A 20,588-nucleotide genomic window follows, 5' to 3' on the forward strand; every position below is an offset into this window, starting at 1 on the left:
TGAGCAGATTGCTGATCGGATAGGGGCATTCGAGCGGCGGAGTTCGTGCAAGGTCGATTATACGGCATGCAGGATCTGCGAGTGTTTCCTTTCTTCGATAATCATATTTTTGTAATTGATCTGTATCAAGCTAATGCAGATCTTATGTTCCTTGGTGCGGAAGGAAAGTAGCTGAATGAATGCAACTCAATTGATAATATGCAATTATAGGTTGAATTTAAAATTTGCGTCCCGATCGTTTCATAGCATTTAATCAGTTAAGATATCAAGGGTTGTTATCACATATGCGCGATGCGTTAGGAGATCGGCGCCGCGGTGTTTCTAAGGCGTGGCCAGGAACGCCGATGGCGCAAGAACTAATTAGTTTGAATCTGTATCAGGCACGCTCTGAGCCGAAGAAATGGCTCTCTCCAATTCAGGAATACGTTCATTTTGTCATATAGTACCATATTGAACGAAATTTGCCCGCTGGAATTTAGATATAAAATATAAAACAATGATCATGAAAAATTAATTTGAAAATAGTTGTTTATTTTATTTAACTGATTTAAAGCATGTAAAGAGCGGCTTGCCTAAATATATAAGGAATTAGACGTAGAGTCATTGGTTGCATAATAAGGGTATTTTACGGATAAACTGAGTTGAATTTTTACAAATACTGCAATTAAATGAGATAAAGCATTCAATCGCCAGAAAGTGACATGATTGTATCAAGTATTTGTGTCGATTCCACTGCGTCATTTTAGGTAATCTGTGGCAGGCGTTCACTGAATGTGGTAAACGAGACCGGGTGCGGCACGGTGCCAACGCGCGGCTAGTCAGGCTTTTCAGCGTTATGACCGACGGCGCTTGCATCGCGGCCTATGGTTGATTCCTGGGTACGCTCTCGGCGGCTACCAGCACGTCGCCGTGATGATGGAAGGCGATTGCCCGCATTCACCTGGCGGTCGAGGAGCCGGGCGCCTTGAGCGAAAGATGTGTCTGTAGCAGCAGTAAGGCGACAAGTTTCCGAAGCCGTCGCCAGGCGAATGGCAGGAAGCTCTGCTGGGAGTGGTCGACGGGTGTATGCAGGATCAGACCGGGATCGATGAGCATCCTCGCGCCAGTCCTCTCCGCGAGGCGGCGGTTGAAGACCAGGTGCTCGCAGATGCTGGGGCCGGGCTGGAGATAGCTTCCGAGGCGATAGGCGTCGGTGCGGTAGAGACACAAGCCGTTGAAGGTCGAGGCGCATTCGATCTCGCGATCATCGGTGAGCGCCTGCTGGTGCGGATAGATCCTTGAGCGAAAAAACCGATAATAGGCGAAGATGTTGCTCCGGCTTCCCGCCAGCTCTTCCAGCAGCGTGTCGAAGGATCTGTGATCGTCCTGGAAGGCCAGGAGATCGTAGTAGTGCGGCCGTGATGTCGCCGAAACCCCGAAGATGCCTGGCCGCTCGAGTTTGGCTGCGGCCGCGAGCAGGGCGGTGATCGATGGGGGGCTCGCGATGACGTTGTCGATGTCGAGGACACCGACGAAGCGGGGTTCGAGCCTGGCTGCTTCGAACTCGTTCTTGAGCCGCTCGCGACCGAGAGCCATTCGCCTGAGCCGGTCGCGCTCCTCCGCCATGAAGGGGGTCGGCACCAGAACGATCCGCCCGTTGGCCGCTTCGCGCTGAAGCAGCTCCCGGGTTCCGTCGCGCGAGCCATTCTCGCCGATGAATGCGACGACGCTCAGCCCTTCGGCCCGCAGCGCGGCGAGTAGACCAAGGAAGGAGGGGATCGTCGCGGCGCAATCCCTGGCCAGGGACAGGAAGACGACATCGGGGCTCATCATGGCTTTCCCGCTCAGCTATCCCAGGCCTTGAGGGCGATCAGCGATTTCGCGAGGAACAGGACGTTCTCGGTCACAACCCGCGCATCCGGAAAGAGCTCGGCGATCTGCGCCCGGTCGAGCATCGACGTGCCTTCCACGATCTGCATGGCGTGGTCGAGCGAGGTCGCCTTTGCGTAGAAGCCACGCGCCTTGCGCGACACCATCCGCCGTTGCACCGGCTGCGGCAGCCAATGCAGGATCGGGGCGTTGCTGTGAGGGTCCAGCGGGAACCAGAAATTCGGCGTCTGCACGTAATAGCGCGGAGCCAGCCGCCTGATCTCGGCGGCGACGCGCTTCATGTCGTCCCAGCGACCGACATGCTCTATCAGCGAATTGGAATGGACGAAGTCGAAGCTGAGATCCTCGAACTGCGCGACGTTGCGGGCATCCCCCTGAACGACGTGGAAACGCGGATCGGGTGATGGCTCCCTGGCTTCGATGTTCAGGAGCCAGATTTCGACACCTGAAGCCGGCATGTCGAACCGCCAGTACTCGGCGTCGCCTCCCAGGTCGAGAATCCGGCACGACCCTCGCGTCCTGATCACGCTCTCGATGATCGGGCGGATATAGGTCTTGAACCTTTCCTCGCGGAAATGCGCGCGACGGAATGATTGCGGGATCATGGTCATGGCGCCTTCGCCTCGCGCTAGCCGTGCCGGTCCGGAGCCTGATTCTAACGGCAATCCGTCCGGCGGCGGCCGTCTTCGAGGACTAGGCCTATTGAGCTTGCGGACTACGCCGTTCTGGTGAGATCGGGAGGGAGTGGCTAATTCGGCCGGATGATCCGTCCGTTTGCCTCCTGGCCGAGAGTGCGGAACGCGTCATATGAAATCGGCGCGTGCCCCCAGATGAAGAGCGCGGCCTCGGTCGCCTGCTGCAGCACATAAGTGTTGCGGTCGAAAAGATTGTCACCCGTTTCGATGATCCCGAAATTCGGGCTCGCCGTCGCGACATCGCTCGCGCCGCCCGACAGGCCGGTGGGCCCCTCATAGATCACCTTATTGTCGTGCACGGCGTTGCCGACGGTCCTGTAGAGCGCCTTTGCATGGCCGGCGCTCGCGGGCGGCTGATCGAGCCGCTCGCGGCCCTGATCGACGAGCACGATGCCGCTGCTGCCTTCGCTTACGGTGACCGTGTTGCCGTAGACGCTCACCCGCTCGCAAGCCGCGATCTGGATGCCGGCGCCCCAGACCCAGAAACTGCCTTGCTGGCCGCCGCGCCCGGTCCCGTTGAGGCGGACGATATTGTTGCGGATGATGGCGTCGAAGCTGATCTCGTAGAAGATTCCAGCGTCGGAATTTCGCTCGACGAGATTGCCTTCGATCAGCGCGCCGCGGCAATCGACATCGCACCAGAGGCCTGAGCCGTAATTGTCATGCACATGATTGCCGCGCAGCGTCAGGCGCTCGACATCGCCCGCCTTGACGCCGCCAGCCTCCCAGCCTGCGTCGAAACCATAGATGTTGTTCTCGTAGATCTCGTTGCTCTCGATCACGACATCTGCGCCGTTGGGCGAGATCCCGAGCTGGCCGTTGTGATGAACCTTATTGCCGCGCACGACGCTCCGATCGCCGGTCGCGATTCCCGCTCCGCTGTTGAAGCGAACCTCGTTGTCTTCGATGAGCCAATCCGTGGCGCGGGGGTTCTCATCGCCGAAAATCGCGCCCTGCTGGGCCGGCGTCGCATATTTCTCCACGATCAGGCCTTTGACGGTGACGCCGCGTGCACCGTCATTGCGGAAGGCATAGGGCTGCAGCGTTCGCTCCAACGTGCGGCCGCGCGGATCATCGGCGAGGTAGGACCGCCCCGTTGCCGGGTCGTCGAAGACGGTCCCCGGCCGCAGGCTGGCGAGCTCGGCGACCGGTTCGAGCGGCTGACCGTCGAGGAAGAAGCGCACCGGATCGTTGCAGCGCGGACGCGAAGTCAGGCAGGTGCCGAAGGCCCGATGACCCGGACGTGGCGTTGCGGTGACCCAGAAGGGGCCTGACTGGCGCAAATCCGTAACCAGCTCGGCTCCGTTCAGGATGGCACCGGGTTGGCCGATGAAGACCTGTCCGTCCTTCGGCGCGATGAGCTGAGCCCGATATAGGCCGGGCCCGATGCAGAATGTCGCTCCCGGCGCCGCCTTGGCGACGAGAGCCTGAATGGTTGCGCCGGCAGGAACCTGGATCGATCCGCTCGGGCATTTGGTGATCTCCGTGGCTTTGGATGGAGGGCTACCCAGGCAGGTCGCCGCCAGCAGCGCAGCCGCGCCGGCGATATGCGCCCCGGTGCCTGCCAAGCGCCGGGGCCGGGCGGGCGCGATGACATGCAAGCCGCGATAGACCATCAGCGAGCCGAGGCCGACCCCGAACAGGATCCAGAACGGAATGCCCAGCATCGGTCCTTCGAGCGCGACGTCGAAGGATGCGTCGATGATGATCGAGGCGAGATAGCAGCTGAGGAAGATGAAATAGCGCGACCAGTCGACATCGCCACGCAGCCAGGCCAGGCGCGCCGCACGCAGCATGGCCAGGAGCCAGCTGGCGCAGGTGAGGAGCCAGAGCGTCAGGCCAGGCACGCCGCTTCTGGCGAGATAGGTCATATGGACGCTGTGCGGGCTGCGCAGCAGCGGGCCGCCGCGCTCGAGGCCGACCACGAACCCGTCGGCTTCCGCCAGATTCACGCCGAAACCCTTGCCGGACCAGAAATAGGGCCCGTGGAATGTGTAGTTCCGGATGGCTTCCCACCAGTTCAATCGCCATTGCTTGGTGCCGTCGAGATTATTGGCCTGGCTGGGCGCGGCGATGCTCACGACATTGTCGACCAGCGCGCGGGCGCTGATCGGCCGCTCGCCCCGCGGCAGGTCGATCTCGAGATCGGCCACATAGGCCAGGCCCATGATCAGCGCGATGCCGCCGCCGACGATGATGAGGCGGCGCAGCTGGCCGCTCAGCACCATGGCCAGGACCAAGGGCGCCAGCAGGGCCAGCATGCCGCCGCGGCTCTGACTGGCGATCAGCAAGGCCGCGGCGAGAGCGGCAACGAGCCAGACGCGCCCGACACTGCAGAGGCCGACGAGCACAAGCACGAGCGCGCCGCAGAGATGGGCCGCGAGCTCTCCCGAACGAACCGAGATGACCTCCACATCCTGGCCGGGCAGCTTCGGGATCGAACTGCCTAAAAATCGCGCAACGAGATAGAAGATGATGGCGATCGGGATGAGAATGCGGGCGTGCAGCCTGAAATAGCCAACGATCTGGGCGATCCTGGCCGGGCGCTCCACCAGCAGCGCCGCGACAATGAAGGCAAAGCCGGCATAAAGCGCGACCGCACCGTCTCGCGGTGCGTCGATTCCATAGGCTCCCAAGCCCTGTAGCGTGCGCAGCAGGACCCAGGCCATGAGCAGGGCCGCGCTAACGGCCGGCACCGTGGCCACAAGCACCGTCATGCAGCCCGAGGCGAGGAACGCCAGCAGCCCGAGAGCGAACAAGATCTCGCCGATGAAAAGGGGAGGCAGGCCGAGATAGGCGAAGCTCTTCCCGAAAAGGACATATCCGGCGAAGCCGAGCGCCAGCGCAGGCAAATAGCGATCGGTCGCCCGCCGGTCGGCAAAGCCCTCTGCCAGAGCTGGCGGCCTTCCTTTCATGATCCATCCTCGCTCTGCGCGGCGACCAGCCGGTGGACGGCGAGGGTATCGCGCGGCCGCTTCGAAGCATGATGGGATTTGGAGGTAGCCATCCAGGCGAGGGCGATGCTTCACCCCGTTCTGGGCAGTCCCTTTGCGCAACGCCGCTGCCGCGGGAACGACGCTAAGCTTGCATGGGAGCGATACGGTCGGGCCGTCGTCCGTGATCGACCCTGAGTTGAGAACATGGCCCATGCGGCAGACCGGCACCCACTTTTCGCGGAAGGCTCTGGCGGAGGCGGAATGAAACGCAGCTTGCGGATGAGATCGGCGGGAGCTTCACTCCCCGACCAGCTTCGGAGCGGGTGACCATGGCGCTCTATCGGGGCATGCCGGGCGGCCATGCGCTGAGCGGTGGCAAGGCGCGCTTGCGCCCGATGCTCGGTCCCGTGCTGTCCTTTGGCGATCAGGCGCTCTCCAGCGCCTGCAATTTTCTGACGACCATCCTGCTCGCCAGGGCACTGGGTCTCGAAGCCTTCGGGCTGTACACGATGGTCTGGCTCGCGCTGTATTTCGCCATGAGCCTTCAGCTCGGCCTGATCGTCAGTCCCATGATGAGCATCGGGACGAAAGAGGAGGGGGCTGAGGCGCAAGCCTACTACTCCGTGGTCTTCCTGCACCAGGCCGGTTACGTCGCTGTCGCCAGCATTGCGATCTTTGCCGTCCTGACCTTCGCTGCGGGCGCGGTGCCGCCGCTCGCTGGCCTTGCATTGCCGGGTTCGGTAGCTGCAGCTGCCTATCTGACCCAGGATTTCCTGCGGCGTTATCTGTTCGCGCGCCGTCGGCCGGCAGGTATCCTGCTGATCGATACGATCAATCAGGCCGTGAAGCTCGGGGCGCTTGCGGCTCTCTGGCACGCTGGCATGATCAGCGTCGCGGATTCGCTATGGGCCGTCGCTGGCGCTGCCACGATCTCGGCAATCTGTGGCCTGTGCATGTCGGGACCGTTTCGCTGGAAGCCGGAGATTCTCGCCGAGGTCACGGGTCGGCAATGGCGATCGGCGCGGTGGCTCGTTCTCACCGGATCGGTGCAATGGGTGCTGAGCTATAGCGGCCTGCTGGTGACGGCCGGACTCTTCGGCCCCAAGATCCTTGGCGCGCTGAGGGCGGCCCAGAGCGTGCTCGCCGTATTGAACGTCGTGCGCGAGGCGCTGGATAACGTTGTTCCACCGCTGGCCGGACAGGCATTCGCGGAGGGCGGGTTGCCTGGTCTTAGGCAGACGCTCGGTCGCGCGATGCTGTTTGCAGCACTGACTGGTGCCTCGGCCGTGATCGGCCTTGGCCTGTTCGGCCCGTGGCTGTTGCATCGGCTCTACGGCGGCGAGATACTTGAGTTCGACTGGGTGATCGTCTGGTATTCGTTCGCCTTCCCGATGGCGCTCATGACTCAGGCTCTGGGCTGCGCCTTCCGGGCGCTGGAGCGCACGCGACCGATCTTCCTCGCAACGTTCGCTGGCGGCTGTTTCAACCTACTTGCGGTCTATCCGGCTGCGGTCTTCTTCGGCGTTGCGGGGCTGATCGCGGTCACGCTGCTGTCGGAGCTTACCGTCGTGATCGTCCTGACGATCCAGGTGGTACGGGTGCCGGGCATGATGTCTGGCGAGCCCCGTGAGCGCACTCGCTCTGCCGGCGGCAGGGCGGTTGCTGTGCCGCTGCCATGATGCCGATCCCGTCATCGCAGGTGCATCTCTGGTGCTGCCACATCGATCTCGGCAGCACCGAGGCGCAGGAACGGCACTGGGTCCTGTCCGATGACGAACGCGCCCGTGCCGACCGTTTCCATGATGCGAAGGCGCGGCTCGCATTCGCCGCGGCGCATAGCTGGCTGCGGCATGTTCTGGCCCTCTATACGCTCGCCTCGGCGTCGCAGCTGCGCTTCGTCGAGACGATGTTCGGCAAGCCGATCCTTGCGAACGGGCACAGGAGGCAACCCATAGCCTTCAATCTCAGCCATTCCGGCGAATTAGCCATCGTCGCGGTGTCGGCCGGAATGGCGGTAGGCGTCGATATAGAGCGCATTCGGCCGGTCTCTGCCGAAGTCGCGTCGGGGTGTCTGGCACCCGGCGAGATCACGGCGCTCGCAGCGCTCGCGCCCGCGCTCCGCAATGAAGGCTTCATCCGCTGCTGGACGCGCAAGGAAGCCTGTCTGAAGGCGATCGGTGTCGGCCTGAACGCGGCGCCGTCGAGCTTCGAAGTCTCGCTCGACCCGTTCGTGGCGCAACTTCTGGCAGTCCATTCCGATCCGAGCGAGGCCGATCGCTGGCAACTCGCCAACCTGCGGCCGGCGCCGGGTTATTGCGGTGCGCTGGCGGCGCGGCATCGCGGTTGGTCCGCGATCTGGATGGCGCGCCCAGTGCTGGCGAGCGGAACTCTGCGCTGAGGTCAACTAGGGCGCGTCGCTTCGATGATTCGTTCGGCCATGGTCCGCGAACCGGCTTGCGAGAACGCACCTTCATGGCCTTCTCCCTGAAGGGCGAAGCAAGGCGTTCCGGCAGGTAAACGGCCCGTCCAGCCGAGGGTCGGGTCGGGCGGCCAGCCGTCGGGGATCGCTTCGCTGCGGAAGAGCAGAACGCGGCCGTGATAGCTGGGCGGAGTATAGCGCTGGACCAATATTTCGAGCTCGTCCGTCGTGCGCCAGAAATCGGCTTCGTCGGTGGCTTCGTCGGCGGCTCTCCAGAAGAGCAATCGCTTTGCCCGCCGCATGGCGGCGGTCGATTGCAGCCAGAACGACATGCGGGTCACAAAGCTGCGTGCCCCCGCGTGCCAGAACCGCCGGGCGAAGCGCCTCGCGCGCCTCAGTCTGAAGAGCAGGCGCGCACCGTAGGGTTGCCGCAGGAAATAGCCCGGCGCCCAGCAGTCGATCAGCACGAGCAGATCGACTTCGCGCCCGCTCGCCGCAAGCTGCCTGGCCACTTCGCACGCGATCACGCCGGACCGGCAGAAGCCGGCGATCCGATATCGCCCCTCGGCTCTGGTTGCGAGGATCGCATCGCAATAGGCAGCCGCCAGCTGTTCGATCGCGGCCGGCGCCGCGCCGTCCACGAGCGGGTCGAGCAGTTGCAGGGCAACAAAGGGCTGATCGGGGCCGAGTTCCTGCGACAGCGGCCGATACAGGCGCAGATTATGGGCTGTGTGATTCAGCGCGAACAGGGTCGGCTGCGTGCCGCTCTGTTGCAGCCAGGTCCGGCGCAGCGCCGTGGCATCGACCACAGGCGACGGAGCCGGACCTGCAGGAAGCCACAGCGGGGATGCGATCGGCAGGGAGGTCGGAGCCGGACGGGGCAATCGCTCGGTCGGGCTGGCGAGCAAGGCTTCGGCAAGGCTCTCGTAGCGCGCCACCAGCTCACTCGCAGTCGCCTCGTCATAGAGATCGCGATGATATTCGCAGGTCAGGCGCCAGCCTTCCTCGCGCTCGACCAGAATGAAATTGAGGTCGTAGAGCGCTCCCGGCAGGGGTGAGGGAATTCCCGATAGCTGAAAGCTGTCATTGGCGAGCACACCGATGAAGGCGCGCTGCACGATGAAGTTGACCGAGACCGGCGCCCTGCTGGCGTCCCCGTGGGTCGGCAGCATCGGGGCGACCTTGTCGAATGACCATTGGTGGTGGTCGACCGCTTCCTCGAAGGTGTCGCGAGCGGCGCGGCAAAGGTCGAGAAAGCATTGTTCCTCCGTGAGCTGCGTACGCAGCACGAGCGTGTTGACGAACGGGCCGACGATCGCTTCGAGCTCGACCTCGTCGCGGGCTGCCATCTGCGTGCTCAGGACGATGTCGGAGGCACCGGTGCGCTGGTGCAGCAGCGCCAGGAGCACGGCATAGGCGGCGGAGAAGAACGTCGCGCCTTCGTTGCGTGCCAGCTCGGCGAGCTTCGCGGTCAAGGGGCGGGGCAGCAGCCTGGAGAGTGAGGCGCCGCTCGTGCTGCGCGTCGCAGGGCGCGAGTGATCGGGCGGCACCTCGACGACGAGGGCATTGGCAAGCTTACGCGCCCAATAGGCTTCCTCGTCTTCGAGGCCACCGCCGGCAATGTCCTCATGGCTTCCCTCAGCGAAGTCGGAATATTGCAGCGCGAGATCGGGGAGGGCGGGTTTACGGCCGCGGCCTAGCGCCTGATAGGCGGACACGAAATCCTTGGCGATGATGCCCATCGACCAGCCGTCGCTGACGATGTGGTGGGCCATGACCAGGATCACGGCGTCGGCGCGGCTCTTGCGGAGCAGCGTCGCCCGCAGCAGCGGGGCCTCGCTCAGGTCGAACCCCGTGCGCGCCTCGGCCTGTGCGATACGATCGGCTTCTGTGGTGCGATCGGCTTCCGGCAGGCCGGACAGGTCGATCTCGGCCAGCTTGAAGGGCACATGCTCCGCGATGGCCTGAACGGGGTGGCCATCGATGACCTGAATGGCCGTCCGGAGGCTTTCGTGCCGGTCCAGGATCGCCTGGAACGCATCCTGCGCCAGGCTGGCGTCCAGATGGCCGCGTATCCGCCATTTGACGACGATGTTGAGCGCGGGCGTGCCCGGGTCCCTGCTGTCGAGTTGCCAGTAGCGCTCCTGGGCCGGCGAGCACCGTGCCGTCATCACGATGCGGTCCGGTTCGCGAGTATGGGTTTCGGGATCACGCGAGAACTGGTTTGCCATGGTTGTTCAACCCCGCTCGCGCTGTGGGACGGCGCCTGGTTCGCCTGGCTGCGCGGCGTCGCGCGATTGCCGCCATGGCCGCTTCCAGAATGCCGAAGCGACGGCCGGTTCGGTGACGCCTTCGTCGGGAAGCGCTGCAGCGACGCTGGCGATCGTCCGGTTCCGGAAAAAGTCCCGGGCCGCGAGCTTCAGGCCCTCGCGCCGCGCCCGCCCGGTAATCTGGAAGATGCTGAGGGAATCGGCTCCGAGATCGAACAGATCCTCGTCGACGCCGATATCCTCACGTCGCAGCACATCGCACCAGATGCGGACCAGGATGTCCTCGACGTGGGTGCGGGGCATAACCTTGCCGGCCTGCGGCACCGCGATCTCCGCGTCGGGCGTGGGAAGAGCGGCGCGATCGAGCTTGCCGCTGGCGTTGAGAGGCAGCGCCGGCAGGCCGACCCAGGCCGTCGGCACCATGTAATCCGGCAACTCCTGCGCCAGCAGCGTCCGCAACTCGCTTGATGGCGGGCTTTCCGCGCCGGTGACGTGGTAGCAGACCAGACGGGCCTGGTTCGGGACGTCCTCGCGCAGGATCACGGCCGAGACGAGGCCGGTCTTGCGCGCGAGGACAGCCTCGACTTCCCCGGGCTCGATCCGGAAGCCACGCAGCTTCACCTGGTGGTCGAGGCGTCCCAGATGCTGGATGCGGCCATCGGCGAGGTATTTGGCGCGGTCGCCGGTGCGGTAGGCCCTGGCGCAGGTGCCGGGATCGACCGGGTTGGCGATGAAGTTCTTGGCCGTGAGCCTTGGGTTGTTGGCATAGCCGCGTGCCAGGCCCGCGCCCGCGATCAGCAATTCGCCGGGAATGCCGACTCCGACGGGCTGGTCATTGTCATCGACGATGTAGAACTGCGTGTTGGCGATCGGCAGGCCGATGGTGATGACGTCGTCATCGGGTAGGATGCGAGCGACTGAAGACCAGATGGTGGTCTCGGTCGGTCCATACATGTTCCACAGCTCGCCGCCGCCTTCGAGAAGCTTGCGGGCGAGTTCGAGCGGCAGGGCCTCACCGCCGCAGAGCATCCGGAAGCCCGGGCGCGAGCGGAAGCCGGCCTCCAGCAGGAGCCGCCACGTCATCGGCGTCGCCTGTAGAACGGTGGCGCCGCTCTGTTCCAGCCGTGCCAGAAGTTCCGTTCCGTCCTTCGCCTCCTCGGCGGTCGCGATGGCAACCCGGCCGCCCCGGATCAGCGGCAGCAGAAGCTCCAGCGCCGCGATATCGAACGTCACCGTGGTGACGGCGAGGATGGTGTCGGTGCTGGCGAAGCCCGGCTCGTCCGCCATCGCGAACAGCAGGTTCGACAAGCCGCCATGCGTGACCTCGACGCCTTTCGGCGCCCCGGTGGAACCCGAGGTATAGATGACATAGGCAAGGTGAGCGGCTGAAACCGGCGCCGTCCGGATGCCGGCGAGCTTGCAATCGGTCTGCTCCACATCGATCGGGATGACGCCTTCGTCGAGCTCGAGGACGGACGGATCTAGCGGGCCGGCGGTCAACAGCGCGACGGCTTCCGAGTCCCTCAGGATCGTCTGGATCCGCGCCCTGGGCATCATCGGGTCGAGCGGCACATAGGGGAAGCCGGCCTTCAGCGCGCCCAGCATTGCGGCAATGAGCGCCGGAGAACGCGTGATCAGGAGCCCGACACGGCTCTCGGGCGTGTCGATCCGGGCCATGAGTTCGGCCGCGATACGGTCCGCCCAGGCGTTGAGTTCGGCATAGGACAGGTGCTCATCGCCGAACGACACGGCAATGGCGTCGGGCTGTTGCTGGGCCTGCTGCTCAAAGGCCGCGATGGCGCCCGCCTCGATCTGGAAGGTGACCTGCGTGTCGTTCAGATCCGAGACCAGACGTTGGCGTTCTCCGCCTTCAATCAGCGGCAGCGCGGCGATGGTCATATCGGGATTGGCCGCGATGGCCGCCAGCAGCGTGCGGTAGTGCCCCAGCCAACGGTCGATGGTCGCAGCATCGAAGAGATCGGCACCGTAGAAGCAGTCGATCCGCAGCCCGTCGTCGGATTCCCCGATGTTGAAGTAGATGTCGAAGGTGGAGAACGATTTGGGGTTAGGCTCCGCGCTGGCGCTGACGCCGGGCCCGAAGTCGAGATTGCCTGCCAGACGCTCGAGATTGAACTGCACCTCGACGAGCGGCAGCCGGCCCGAGACGGGCGGGATGCGCAACCGCTTCAGAAGCGCACCGAGCGTGAAGCTTTGATGGTCGTAGGCGTCGAGAATGATGCGCCCGACCTTGTCGAGATGGGCCGAGAACGGCTCGGCCGGATCAATGGTGCCTCGGATCGGCAGGAAGTTGACGCAATGGCCGATCGGCGTGGGGCCCTCCAGCTGCGACTGCCCGGCGGCGGGTACGCCCACGACGAGGTCGCGCCCGCCCGAGAGCCGTAGCAGCAGGACCTGGAAAGCGGCGAAGAGCGTGGTGAACAGGGTTCTCCGGCGCCGCGCGCCGGCCGCCTTCACACTGCGATAGAGCTCGGCATCGATGAAGCTCGTGCGCGTGCCGCCGCGGAAGCTGCGCAGCGCTTGCCGCGGCCGGTCCGTCGGCAATTCCAGCGGGGCGGGAATGTCCGAGAACATCCCGGCCCAGTATGTTCCGGCCTCATTGACGCGCGAATCCTGGCGCATCAGCTTCGCATACTCGGCGAACGGCATCGGGGCCTTGAGGCTGCCGGCGCCGGAGCGATAGGCCGTGGCGATCTCGTCGAGCAGGACATTCGTCGACCAGCCATCGCAGACGATGTGATGCGCCGACAGGATCAGCACATGCCGATCATCGCCGAGCCGGATGATCTCGGCTTCCGCTACCGGGCCCTCCACGAGATCGTAGGGGCGGCTGGCATAGGCCTCGATCGTGGCGCGCAGGGCTCCCAGCGGATCGGGTTCGCCACGCAGATCGCTCATGGCGACCGGAAAGCTCCCCGATGGCGCGATCTGCATCGTCTCGCCATCCCCGGAGAACCTGGCATGCAGGATCGCGTGCCGGGCGGCGACCTGCCTGACCGCCTCCGCGAGGCGGGGTGCGTCGATCTCGCCTTCAAGCGTCAGGCTGATGGACTCGTTGAAAGCGGCGCTGGCCTCTGCACTCGTCTGAGCCGAAAGCCAGATTTCCGTCTGGGCCTCCGTCAGAGGAAGTTCGGTCTCGGAACGTGCTATGGAAATCTCCGCCGCGCGGCTTTCGACCGTGCTGCCAGGCAACATCCCGTCCCGGCGCATGAGCTGGAGGCTTTCGCGGAAAGCCTGGAGGATCGCGGCGATTTCGGCATCGCCGTGCTGCGTCGTCAGGAAGCAGGGATAGTGCTCCTGGATGAAGATGCCGCGGGCCCGCAGATGGTAATGCAGCAGGCTGCCCAGCCTGTGGTCGCGGCCCGGCTCGAAATAGAGAACGCTGCCATAGCTTTCGATCGGTACATCCCAACCGACCTCCACGAAGGCGCGCTTCAGCTCCTCGGCCAGATGTCGCATGCGTTTGGTCAGCGCCTCCATGAGCGCCGGCCCCTTGTCCCTGACATGCTTCAGTACGGCGACGGTCGCGGCCAGGGCGAGCGGATGCCTGACGAAGGTTCCCGCGAAGAAAGTGACGCCGACCTCGGGCGCGCTGTTATCGCCGAAGCGCCAGGCGCCGCCGTCGAGCGCATCCATGAAGCGGGGCGTTCCCGCCAGCAGGCCGACGGGCAGGCCGCCGCCCACGACCTTTCCATAGGTGGCTAGATCGGGACGGATCCCGAGCAGCGCCTGTACGCCGGCCGGATGGACCCTGAATCCGGTCACGACCTCGTCGAAGACCAGCGCCGTGCCGGCCTGTTCGGTGATCTCGCGAAGCGTCTTGAGGAAGGCGGCTGGCAGGTATCCGGGCCGCCGGCTCTGCACGGGTTCGACGAGAACGGCAGCAAGCTCATGAGCGTGCTCGCGGAGCCAGGCGAGGCTTTCATCTGTGCCGTAGTCCAGCACGGTCATGCGACCGACGGCCTCTGCCGGGATACCCGGCGCGGCGGGCACGGAGCGGCGCTGCTCGCCCGCGCCGACACCCCGGACCAGAACCTCGTCGAACTGGCCATGATAGGCGCCGGCGAAAGCGACGATGCGATCGCGGCCGGTCACGGTGCGGGCAACGCGCATCGCAGCCATCACGGCTTCGGAGCCGGTATTGCAGAAGGCGACGCGGGCATGGCCGGTGAGCTCGCAAAACAGCCTGGACGCCTCGTGTGCGAGCGGCGATTGCGGCCCGATGGCAAAGCCTTCGGCAAGCTGGGCCTGAACGGCCTCGACGATGAAATCCGGGGCGTGGCCGAAGGCCGTCTGGCCGTAGCCGTTGACGAGGTCGATATAGGCGTTGCCATCGACATCCCAGATCCGTGCGCCTTTCGCCCGTGCGGCGACGATCGGATAGACCATCTCCTTCCAGTCCGCGGCGAAGCCCGAGACGGTGCGCGGGTCGGCGAGCATCGGGCGATGCTGGTCCGCGAGACGCTTGGAATTCTGGGTCTTGCCGACATAAAGCGCCGTCAGCCGGGCGATATGCGCGCGCTGCGCCTCCGTGAGCGCCTCATTGCCTGTCCGGATCAGGGCCCGGAACCGTGTGGCCGGGCCGGCTGCGGCCGCAGCGTTCGGCGCAGCGGGAGCATTCTCCGGTGGAAGCTGTACGGGGGGTGCCGTCTTCACGCTGGCAGGCGAGGTCGCCTGTCCGCTCAAGACCTGCAACTGACGCTCCATCAAACGCGACATCGCGTCGAGTTGCTCGCGCATCAGTACGTCAATAGCCGAGCCGTCTGGCCGGCCAACGTCGATGGCGGCAGCGAGGGAGGCCGCGGGCAAGGCAAGGCATGGGGCAGGGGATGGAGCGGCCTTCGCCGCCATCTGCACCGTGATGGCAGGCTGCGCGATTTCCTGCGGCTTAAGCTCGGCAATGTGGCGCGCCACCTCGTCGACATTTGGAAGATCGTCGAGAAGCTGCCGAAAGCGGATCTGCACGCCGAACGTCGTCTGCAGGCTTTGGGCAGCCTGTGTCAGCAGCAGCGAGTCGAAGCCGAGCTCAAGGAAGCTCGCGCCGGTCTCGGCTTCGCCGAAGGGCCGGCCCGACAGGTTCTCGAAGATGGCGGCGACGCGGGCGCCGAGACCCGAGCGGCCTGAGATGAGGTCGACATCAGCTTGGCGGTTCATGGCCGGTTCCTGATCAGGTTGACCTTGATGAAGAGTGTCGGGGGCGATGACGGGTATGGCCGGTATGCCGCCAGTGGAGGCTGCGGGAGCCTCGACCCAGTGGCGGCTGCGCTCGAAAGGATAGGTCGGCAGCGAGACGCGTCTGCGGCTGCCTTCGCCATGATAGGCAGTCCAGTCCGGCGCGATGCCGGCACACCAGAGGCGCCCGAGGGCGGCCGCGAGCATTTCTCCGGCGTCGCCCTGCATCGCAGGCAGGCACGAGATGACGGCTCGGCCGGCGCCAGCCCCTTGCAGTGCGAAGCTCGCCAGCGCAGCACCGGGACCGACCTCGAGCAGCACGGGAGACAGCTCGCGCACCAGGGTGGCGATACCATCGGAGAAGCGGACAGGCTCGCGGGCATGCCTGGCCCAATAGGATGGATCGGTCGCTTGTTCGGCGGTGATCCAATCGCCGCTCACACCCGAGACATAGGGCAATTCGGGCGGGTTGAGGCGGATGGCCGCGACCGCTTCGGTGAACGGCTCGATCAACGGGTCGATCATGCCGGAGTGGAAGGCATGCGAGGTCTGCAGCCGGCGATGCGTCACCGTGCGCCGCGTAAGCTCCGCTTCCAGCGCCTCGATCACCTCGAATGGGCCGGCGAGCACGCTCATGCCGGGAGCGTTGACCGCTGCCACCGAGACGCCGTGACGAGCCAGCGCCGCAATCTCGGCATCGGGCAGGCGCACGGCCAGCATCGCCCCGCCCGGCAGATCCTGCATCATGCGGCCGCGCGCCGCGACGAGCGACAGCGCATCCTCGAGCGAAAAGACGCCGGCGAGGCATGCCGCGGCGAACTCGCCGACGCTGTGGCCGATCATCGCGGCAGGACGCAGGCCCCAGCTCGTCAGGAGCTGCGCGAGAGCGTATTCGACCGTGAAGATCGCGGGCTGCGCGAGCACGGTCGCCGAGAGGCGCTCCGGATCGGCGCCGCCATTGCTCGGATAGAGCTGGCTGCGCAGATCGAGATCGAGGCGGGGCTTCAAGATCTCGCAGCAGAGATCGACGGTCCGGCGATAAACCGGCTCTCCGGCATAGAGCTCCCGCGCCATTTGGGGGTATTGCGACCCTTGTCCGGGAAACATGAAGACGAGGTCGCCCGAGCCGGTCACCGCCGCAGTGTGAGCGGTATTCTGCTTGCGCAGCGCTTCGGCGGCCGCACCATGGCTGCTGCCGGCCACGGCAATGCGGTGGGCGAAATGACGTCGTCCCGTCTGCAAGGTGAAGGCGATGTCGGCGAGATTCTGTTCGGGGTGCGCGTCGAGATGCTGCGCGAGCCGATCCCGTGCATGGCCGAGGGCGACTGCGCTCCGGGCCGAGACCGTCAGGATCTGGCTGTTGCGTGCCGGGGCCTCCGCTTCGGTCGCGGGCGCCTGCTCCAGCACGAGATGGACGTTGGTTCCACCGACGCCGAAGGCGCTGACACCCGCACGGCGCGGTCCTTCCTCGGCGGGCCAGCCCTGCAGGCGATCCGCGATGAAGAACGGGCTGTTCGGCAGATCGAGAGCGGGGTTCGGCTGCGTGACATGCAGGCTCGCCGGCAGCGTTCCGGTCGCGACCGCGAGCGTGGCCTTGATCAGGCCTGTGACACCGGCTGCCGCATCGAGATGGCCGATATTGGATTTGACGGAGCCCAGCGCGCAGAAGCCGCAATCCTCGGTCGTCAGGCGGAAGGCCGCGGTCAGCCCGGCGACCTCGATGGGATCCCCCATCGGTGTGCCGGTTCCGTGACACTCGACATAGCCGATGGAGCGCGCCTCGATATCGGCGGCGGCGTGAGCCATGATGATCGCCGCCGCCTGGCCGTCGACGCTGGGCGCCGTGAAGCCGACCTTGCCGGCGCCGTCATTGTTGAGGCCGACGCCGCGGATGACGGCGTAGATGTGATCGCGGTCGGCGACGGCATCCTCCAGCCGTTTCAACGCCACGAGGCCGGCGCCGCTGCCGAAGACGGTGCCATTGGCGCCGCTGTCGAAAGTGCGACAATGGCCGTCCGTCGAGACCATGCCGCCATCTTGGGCAAGATAGCCTCGTCGCTGCGGGAAGGTGATCGAGACGCCGCCTGCCAGGGCCATGTCGCAGCCGTGGTTAAGCAGACTCTGGACGGCTTGAGAGGTGGCCAGAAGCGAGGTCGAACAGGCCGATTGGACCGCGACGCAAGGGCCGGTGAGACCGAGCTTGTAGCCGATGCGCGTCGCGGTGAAATCCGAGGCGGAACCGACCAGCATCGAAAGGTTGCCGATCTGAAAGTTCGACGTGTAGTCGGCGATGGCGGCGCGGTCCTGGAACAGGTTGTGCAACAGATAGGTGCTGGATGTCGCGCCGGCGAAGACACCGATGCACTGGCCGGGCCTGGCGGGATCGTAGCCTGCATCCTCGAGTGCTTCCCACGCACATTCCAGCAACAGGCGCTGTTGCGGATCGGTGACGGCGGCCTCGCGCGGCAGCATGCCGAAGAAGGGTGCGTCGAAAAGCTCGACACCTTCGAGAAGGGATCGGGCTGGGACATAGTTCGGGAGCGCGCGCGTCGCCGCATCGAAACTGTCCTCGAGCGCGGCGGGATCGATCCGGGTGATGGATTCCACCCCGTCCAGAAGGTTCTGCCAGAACGCGCTGATATCGGCCGCGCCGGGAAAACGACCGGCCATGCCGATGATCGCGATGGCGCCGCCGGGGAGGGGGTCACTCATGGGAACCGCCAGCCGGCGCGGCACTGAGCGAGGATACCGTCAGCCCGCGTGAACGCATCCCGCGTTCGCGCGCCGCGGCAAGGGCGCCGAGCGTGCCGTGGCCCGCGGGCGTCAGATGGCTGGCCAGGGCGCGTAGGTTCGGGCGGCGGTAGAGATCGATCAGGCCGAGGCCCGTCATGTCATGGGCAAGGTCATGGGCAAGGCGCCGATAGAGTTCGGCCATCAGCAGCGAATTGCCGCCGAGATCGAAGAAATTATCGTCGATGCCGACAAGGTCGATCCGGAGGACATCGGCGACGACCTCCGCCAGCCGCCGTTCCAGCGCATTGCGCGGCGCGCAATAGGGCGCGGCGGTGTCCGGCCGCGACCGGCCCGGCTCGGGCAGCGCAGCCCGATCGAGCTTGCCGTTCACCGTCAGCGGGAGATGCGGCACGAAGACGAAGGCCGCCGGCACCATGTGATCGGGCAGGGTCGAGGCGAGATGGGCCTTCAGCGCGGCAGGCGAGGGGCGTTCGCCACCCTCCGTCACGAGGTAGCCGACGAGGCGATCATGCCCGCCGCCATCGGCACGCAACAGCACCGCAGCCTGCCTGACCGTGGGATGCGACAGCAGCGCCGTCTCGATCTCGCCGAGCTCGACGCGGAAGCCGCGAATCTTGATCTGCTGGTCGGCCCGGCCGAGATATTCGTATTCGCTCTCGTCGATCTGGCGGGCAAGGTCGCCCGAGCGGTAGAGCCTGGCGCCTGGCCGGTGCGGGTGCGGCACGAAGCGAGCGGAGGTGAGGTCGGGCCGGTTCAGATAGCCGCGCGCAAGTCCCGCCCCCGCGACGAAGATCTCGCCGATCTCGCCTGTGGGAACCGGCAGCAGGGTGTCGCCGTCGAGCAGCAGAATGTCGAGGTCTGCAAGCGCCCGGCCGATCGGGCAGGAGCGCCGCGTTGTGTCGGTTGGCGACAGGGGACGATAGGTGACGTGAACTGTGGTCTCGGTGATCCCGTACATGTTGACGAGACGGGCGTGCTCGCCGCGGCGGTCGTACCAGCCTGCCAGGCGCCTGGGGTCCAAAGCCTCGCCGCCGAAGATGACGAGCCTCAGCGCGAGCCGATCGCGCCCCGAGCGGTCGCGATCGGCCTGGTCGAGGGCGGCGAATGCAGACGGTGTCTGGTTGAGGACCGTGACGCCTTCGTCGGCGAGCAGGCGCAGGAAGGCGGCGGGGTCGCGCGTCGTGCCTTCCGGCACGATCACGAGGCGCCCGCCATAGAGGAGCGCTCCCCAGATCTCCCAGACGGAGAAATCGAACGATACGGAATGGAACAAGGTCCAGACATCGCCTGGCTGGAAGGCGAACCAGGTCTGCGTCGCAGTGAACAGCCGCGTGACGGCCGCGTGTTCGACGGCGACGCCTTTCGGGCGTCCGGTCGAGCCGGAGGTATAGATCACATAGGCGAGGTCGCCAGCCTCGGGCAGATGCCTGGGCAGCGGATGCCTCGCCGTATCGGCGCCTGCGTGACTGTGCGGATCGAGCCACCGCCGACCGGGGGGCAGCCAGCCGGCACAATCGGATGTCGCGACGATGATCGAGGCATCGGCGTCCTCGACCATGAAAGCGAGGCGCTCGCCGGGATAGGCGGGGTCGAGCGGCAGATAGGCGGCGCCGCTCTTCAGAATGGCGAGCATCGCCACGATCAGCTCGAGCGAGCGCGGAAGGCAGAGCCCGACGATGGCGCCAGGCTTCGCCCCCATCGCGACCAGCCGATCCGCCAGCTGGTCGGCGCGGTCGTCGAGCTCGGCATAGGAGAGGTTGGCCGAGCCAAGCGACAGCGCGACATGGCGCGGCTGCGCGGCTGCTCGGGCGCAGAACAGGGTGACGAGGGTCTCGGCTTCGACTGGGGCCGCAGCGCTTGCGGTCCTGTCGGATGGCGGCGTTTGCGCCGAGATGGCCGCTTCATTGAGAGCGGCTCCGGATGGAGCTTGCGACCGGCCGCAATCCTGTGTGCGACGGGGGGCGGTTCTGTCGAGGATCTGGGTCATGAAGGGCAGGCTATGCGCCAAGACCCGGCGACAAAATGGGAGCAGTTGGAGTAACACCATCTTCCCAGAAGTCAGCGCGTTCCGCGCAATTGGGCAGCGCCCGATGTTGCCCATCGGGCATGTCTGCGCAGAAGAGCGTTGCTCTGGAGTGGGCCGGCCTCTGCCGTTTCGCCAGGCCTTCAGCCGGAAACAAAGCCCTGAACAGGTCGCGACATGGCGTCGTGTCGAGGCCGGCGAGGCTCGGTGGAAGCGCGTGACAGGCCGCCTCGAAGCTCCTGCACATGCTGTTCTGGCCGCGATGATATCGATCGGCTCGAAAGCGGGTCTGGTCGAGCCGGCGTCGCCCATGAGCAGAAGAAGGCCGCGAGCGCGGCGGCGCTGGCGCCGTTTGCCGGGAACTGGGTTTCGATGCCATCCGCGCCGTGATTGCGCGCGTGAGCCGAAGCCATCCTGGAGGACGTCGCGCTC

At 65.3% G+C, this 20,588-nt stretch carries 8 protein-coding genes; 2 read left to right on the forward strand and 6 right to left on the reverse strand.

Translation table 11 applies throughout. The features are described 5' to 3' along the window. Nucleotides 1-936: 936 nt before the first annotated feature. From BMZ97_RS02655 to BMZ97_RS02665, 3 genes are all read right to left on the reverse strand, one after another. Nucleotides 937-1,809: a glycosyltransferase family 2 protein gene (locus BMZ97_RS02655; protein WP_244546204.1), complete on the reverse strand. Its 873-nt coding sequence runs from the start codon at nt 1,807-1,809 to the stop codon at nt 937-939. Between the two features lie 14 nt (nt 1,810-1,823). After that, nucleotides 1,824-2,480 (reverse strand): class I SAM-dependent methyltransferase, encoded by a 657-nt coding sequence (locus tag BMZ97_RS02660; RefSeq protein ID WP_244546205.1) that lies wholly within the window; start codon nt 2,478-2,480, stop codon nt 1,824-1,826. Between the two features lie 137 nt (nt 2,481-2,617). Next, complete coding sequence (locus BMZ97_RS02665; RefSeq protein ID WP_092165178.1) at nt 2,618-5,479, reverse strand: right-handed parallel beta-helix repeat-containing protein; 2,862 nt, start codon at nt 5,477-5,479, stop codon at nt 2,618-2,620. Between the two features lie 350 nt (nt 5,480-5,829). On the opposite strand from BMZ97_RS02665, the gene BMZ97_RS02670 reads away from it, so the two are divergent. Together BMZ97_RS02670 and BMZ97_RS02675 are read left to right on the forward strand one after the other, a co-directional pair. Continuing rightward, entirely contained in the window at nt 5,830-7,179 is a 1,350-nt protein-coding gene (locus BMZ97_RS02670; RefSeq protein WP_092165180.1) for a lipopolysaccharide biosynthesis protein, read from the forward strand. Beyond that, nucleotides 7,179-7,898 carry a 4'-phosphopantetheinyl transferase family protein gene (locus BMZ97_RS02675; RefSeq protein ID WP_175525403.1) on the forward strand — a complete coding sequence of 240 codons (720 nt, stop codon included), beginning with the start codon at nt 7,179-7,181 and terminating at the stop codon, nt 7,896-7,898. The genes BMZ97_RS02670 and BMZ97_RS02675 overlap by 1 nt, the downstream gene beginning before the upstream one ends. 2 nt (nt 7,899-7,900) lie before the next feature. Here the strand turns inward: BMZ97_RS02675 and BMZ97_RS02680 are convergent, their stop codons facing one another. From BMZ97_RS02680 to BMZ97_RS02690, 3 genes are read right to left on the reverse strand one after another with little or no spacing between them, the layout of a single operon-like run. Beyond that, on the reverse strand, nt 7,901-10,150 hold the full coding sequence (locus BMZ97_RS02680) for a condensation domain-containing protein (RefSeq protein WP_092165195.1): 2,250 nt from the start codon (nt 10,148-10,150) through the stop codon (nt 7,901-7,903). 6 nt (nt 10,151-10,156) lie between these two features. Then, complete coding sequence (locus tag BMZ97_RS02685) at nt 10,157-18,091, reverse strand: non-ribosomal peptide synthetase/type I polyketide synthase (RefSeq protein WP_139221138.1); 7,935 nt, start codon at nt 18,089-18,091, stop codon at nt 10,157-10,159. Next, nucleotides 18,084-20,120: an amino acid adenylation domain-containing protein gene (locus tag BMZ97_RS02690; RefSeq protein ID WP_175525404.1), complete on the reverse strand. Its 2,037-nt coding sequence runs from the start codon at nt 20,118-20,120 to the stop codon at nt 18,084-18,086. The genes BMZ97_RS02685 and BMZ97_RS02690 overlap by 8 nt, the downstream gene beginning before the upstream one ends. Nucleotides 20,121-20,588 lie beyond the last annotated feature (468 nt).

Source organism: Allobosea sp. OK403, assembly GCF_900113835.1.
Taxonomy (GTDB): domain Bacteria; phylum Pseudomonadota; class Alphaproteobacteria; order Rhizobiales; family Beijerinckiaceae; genus Allobosea.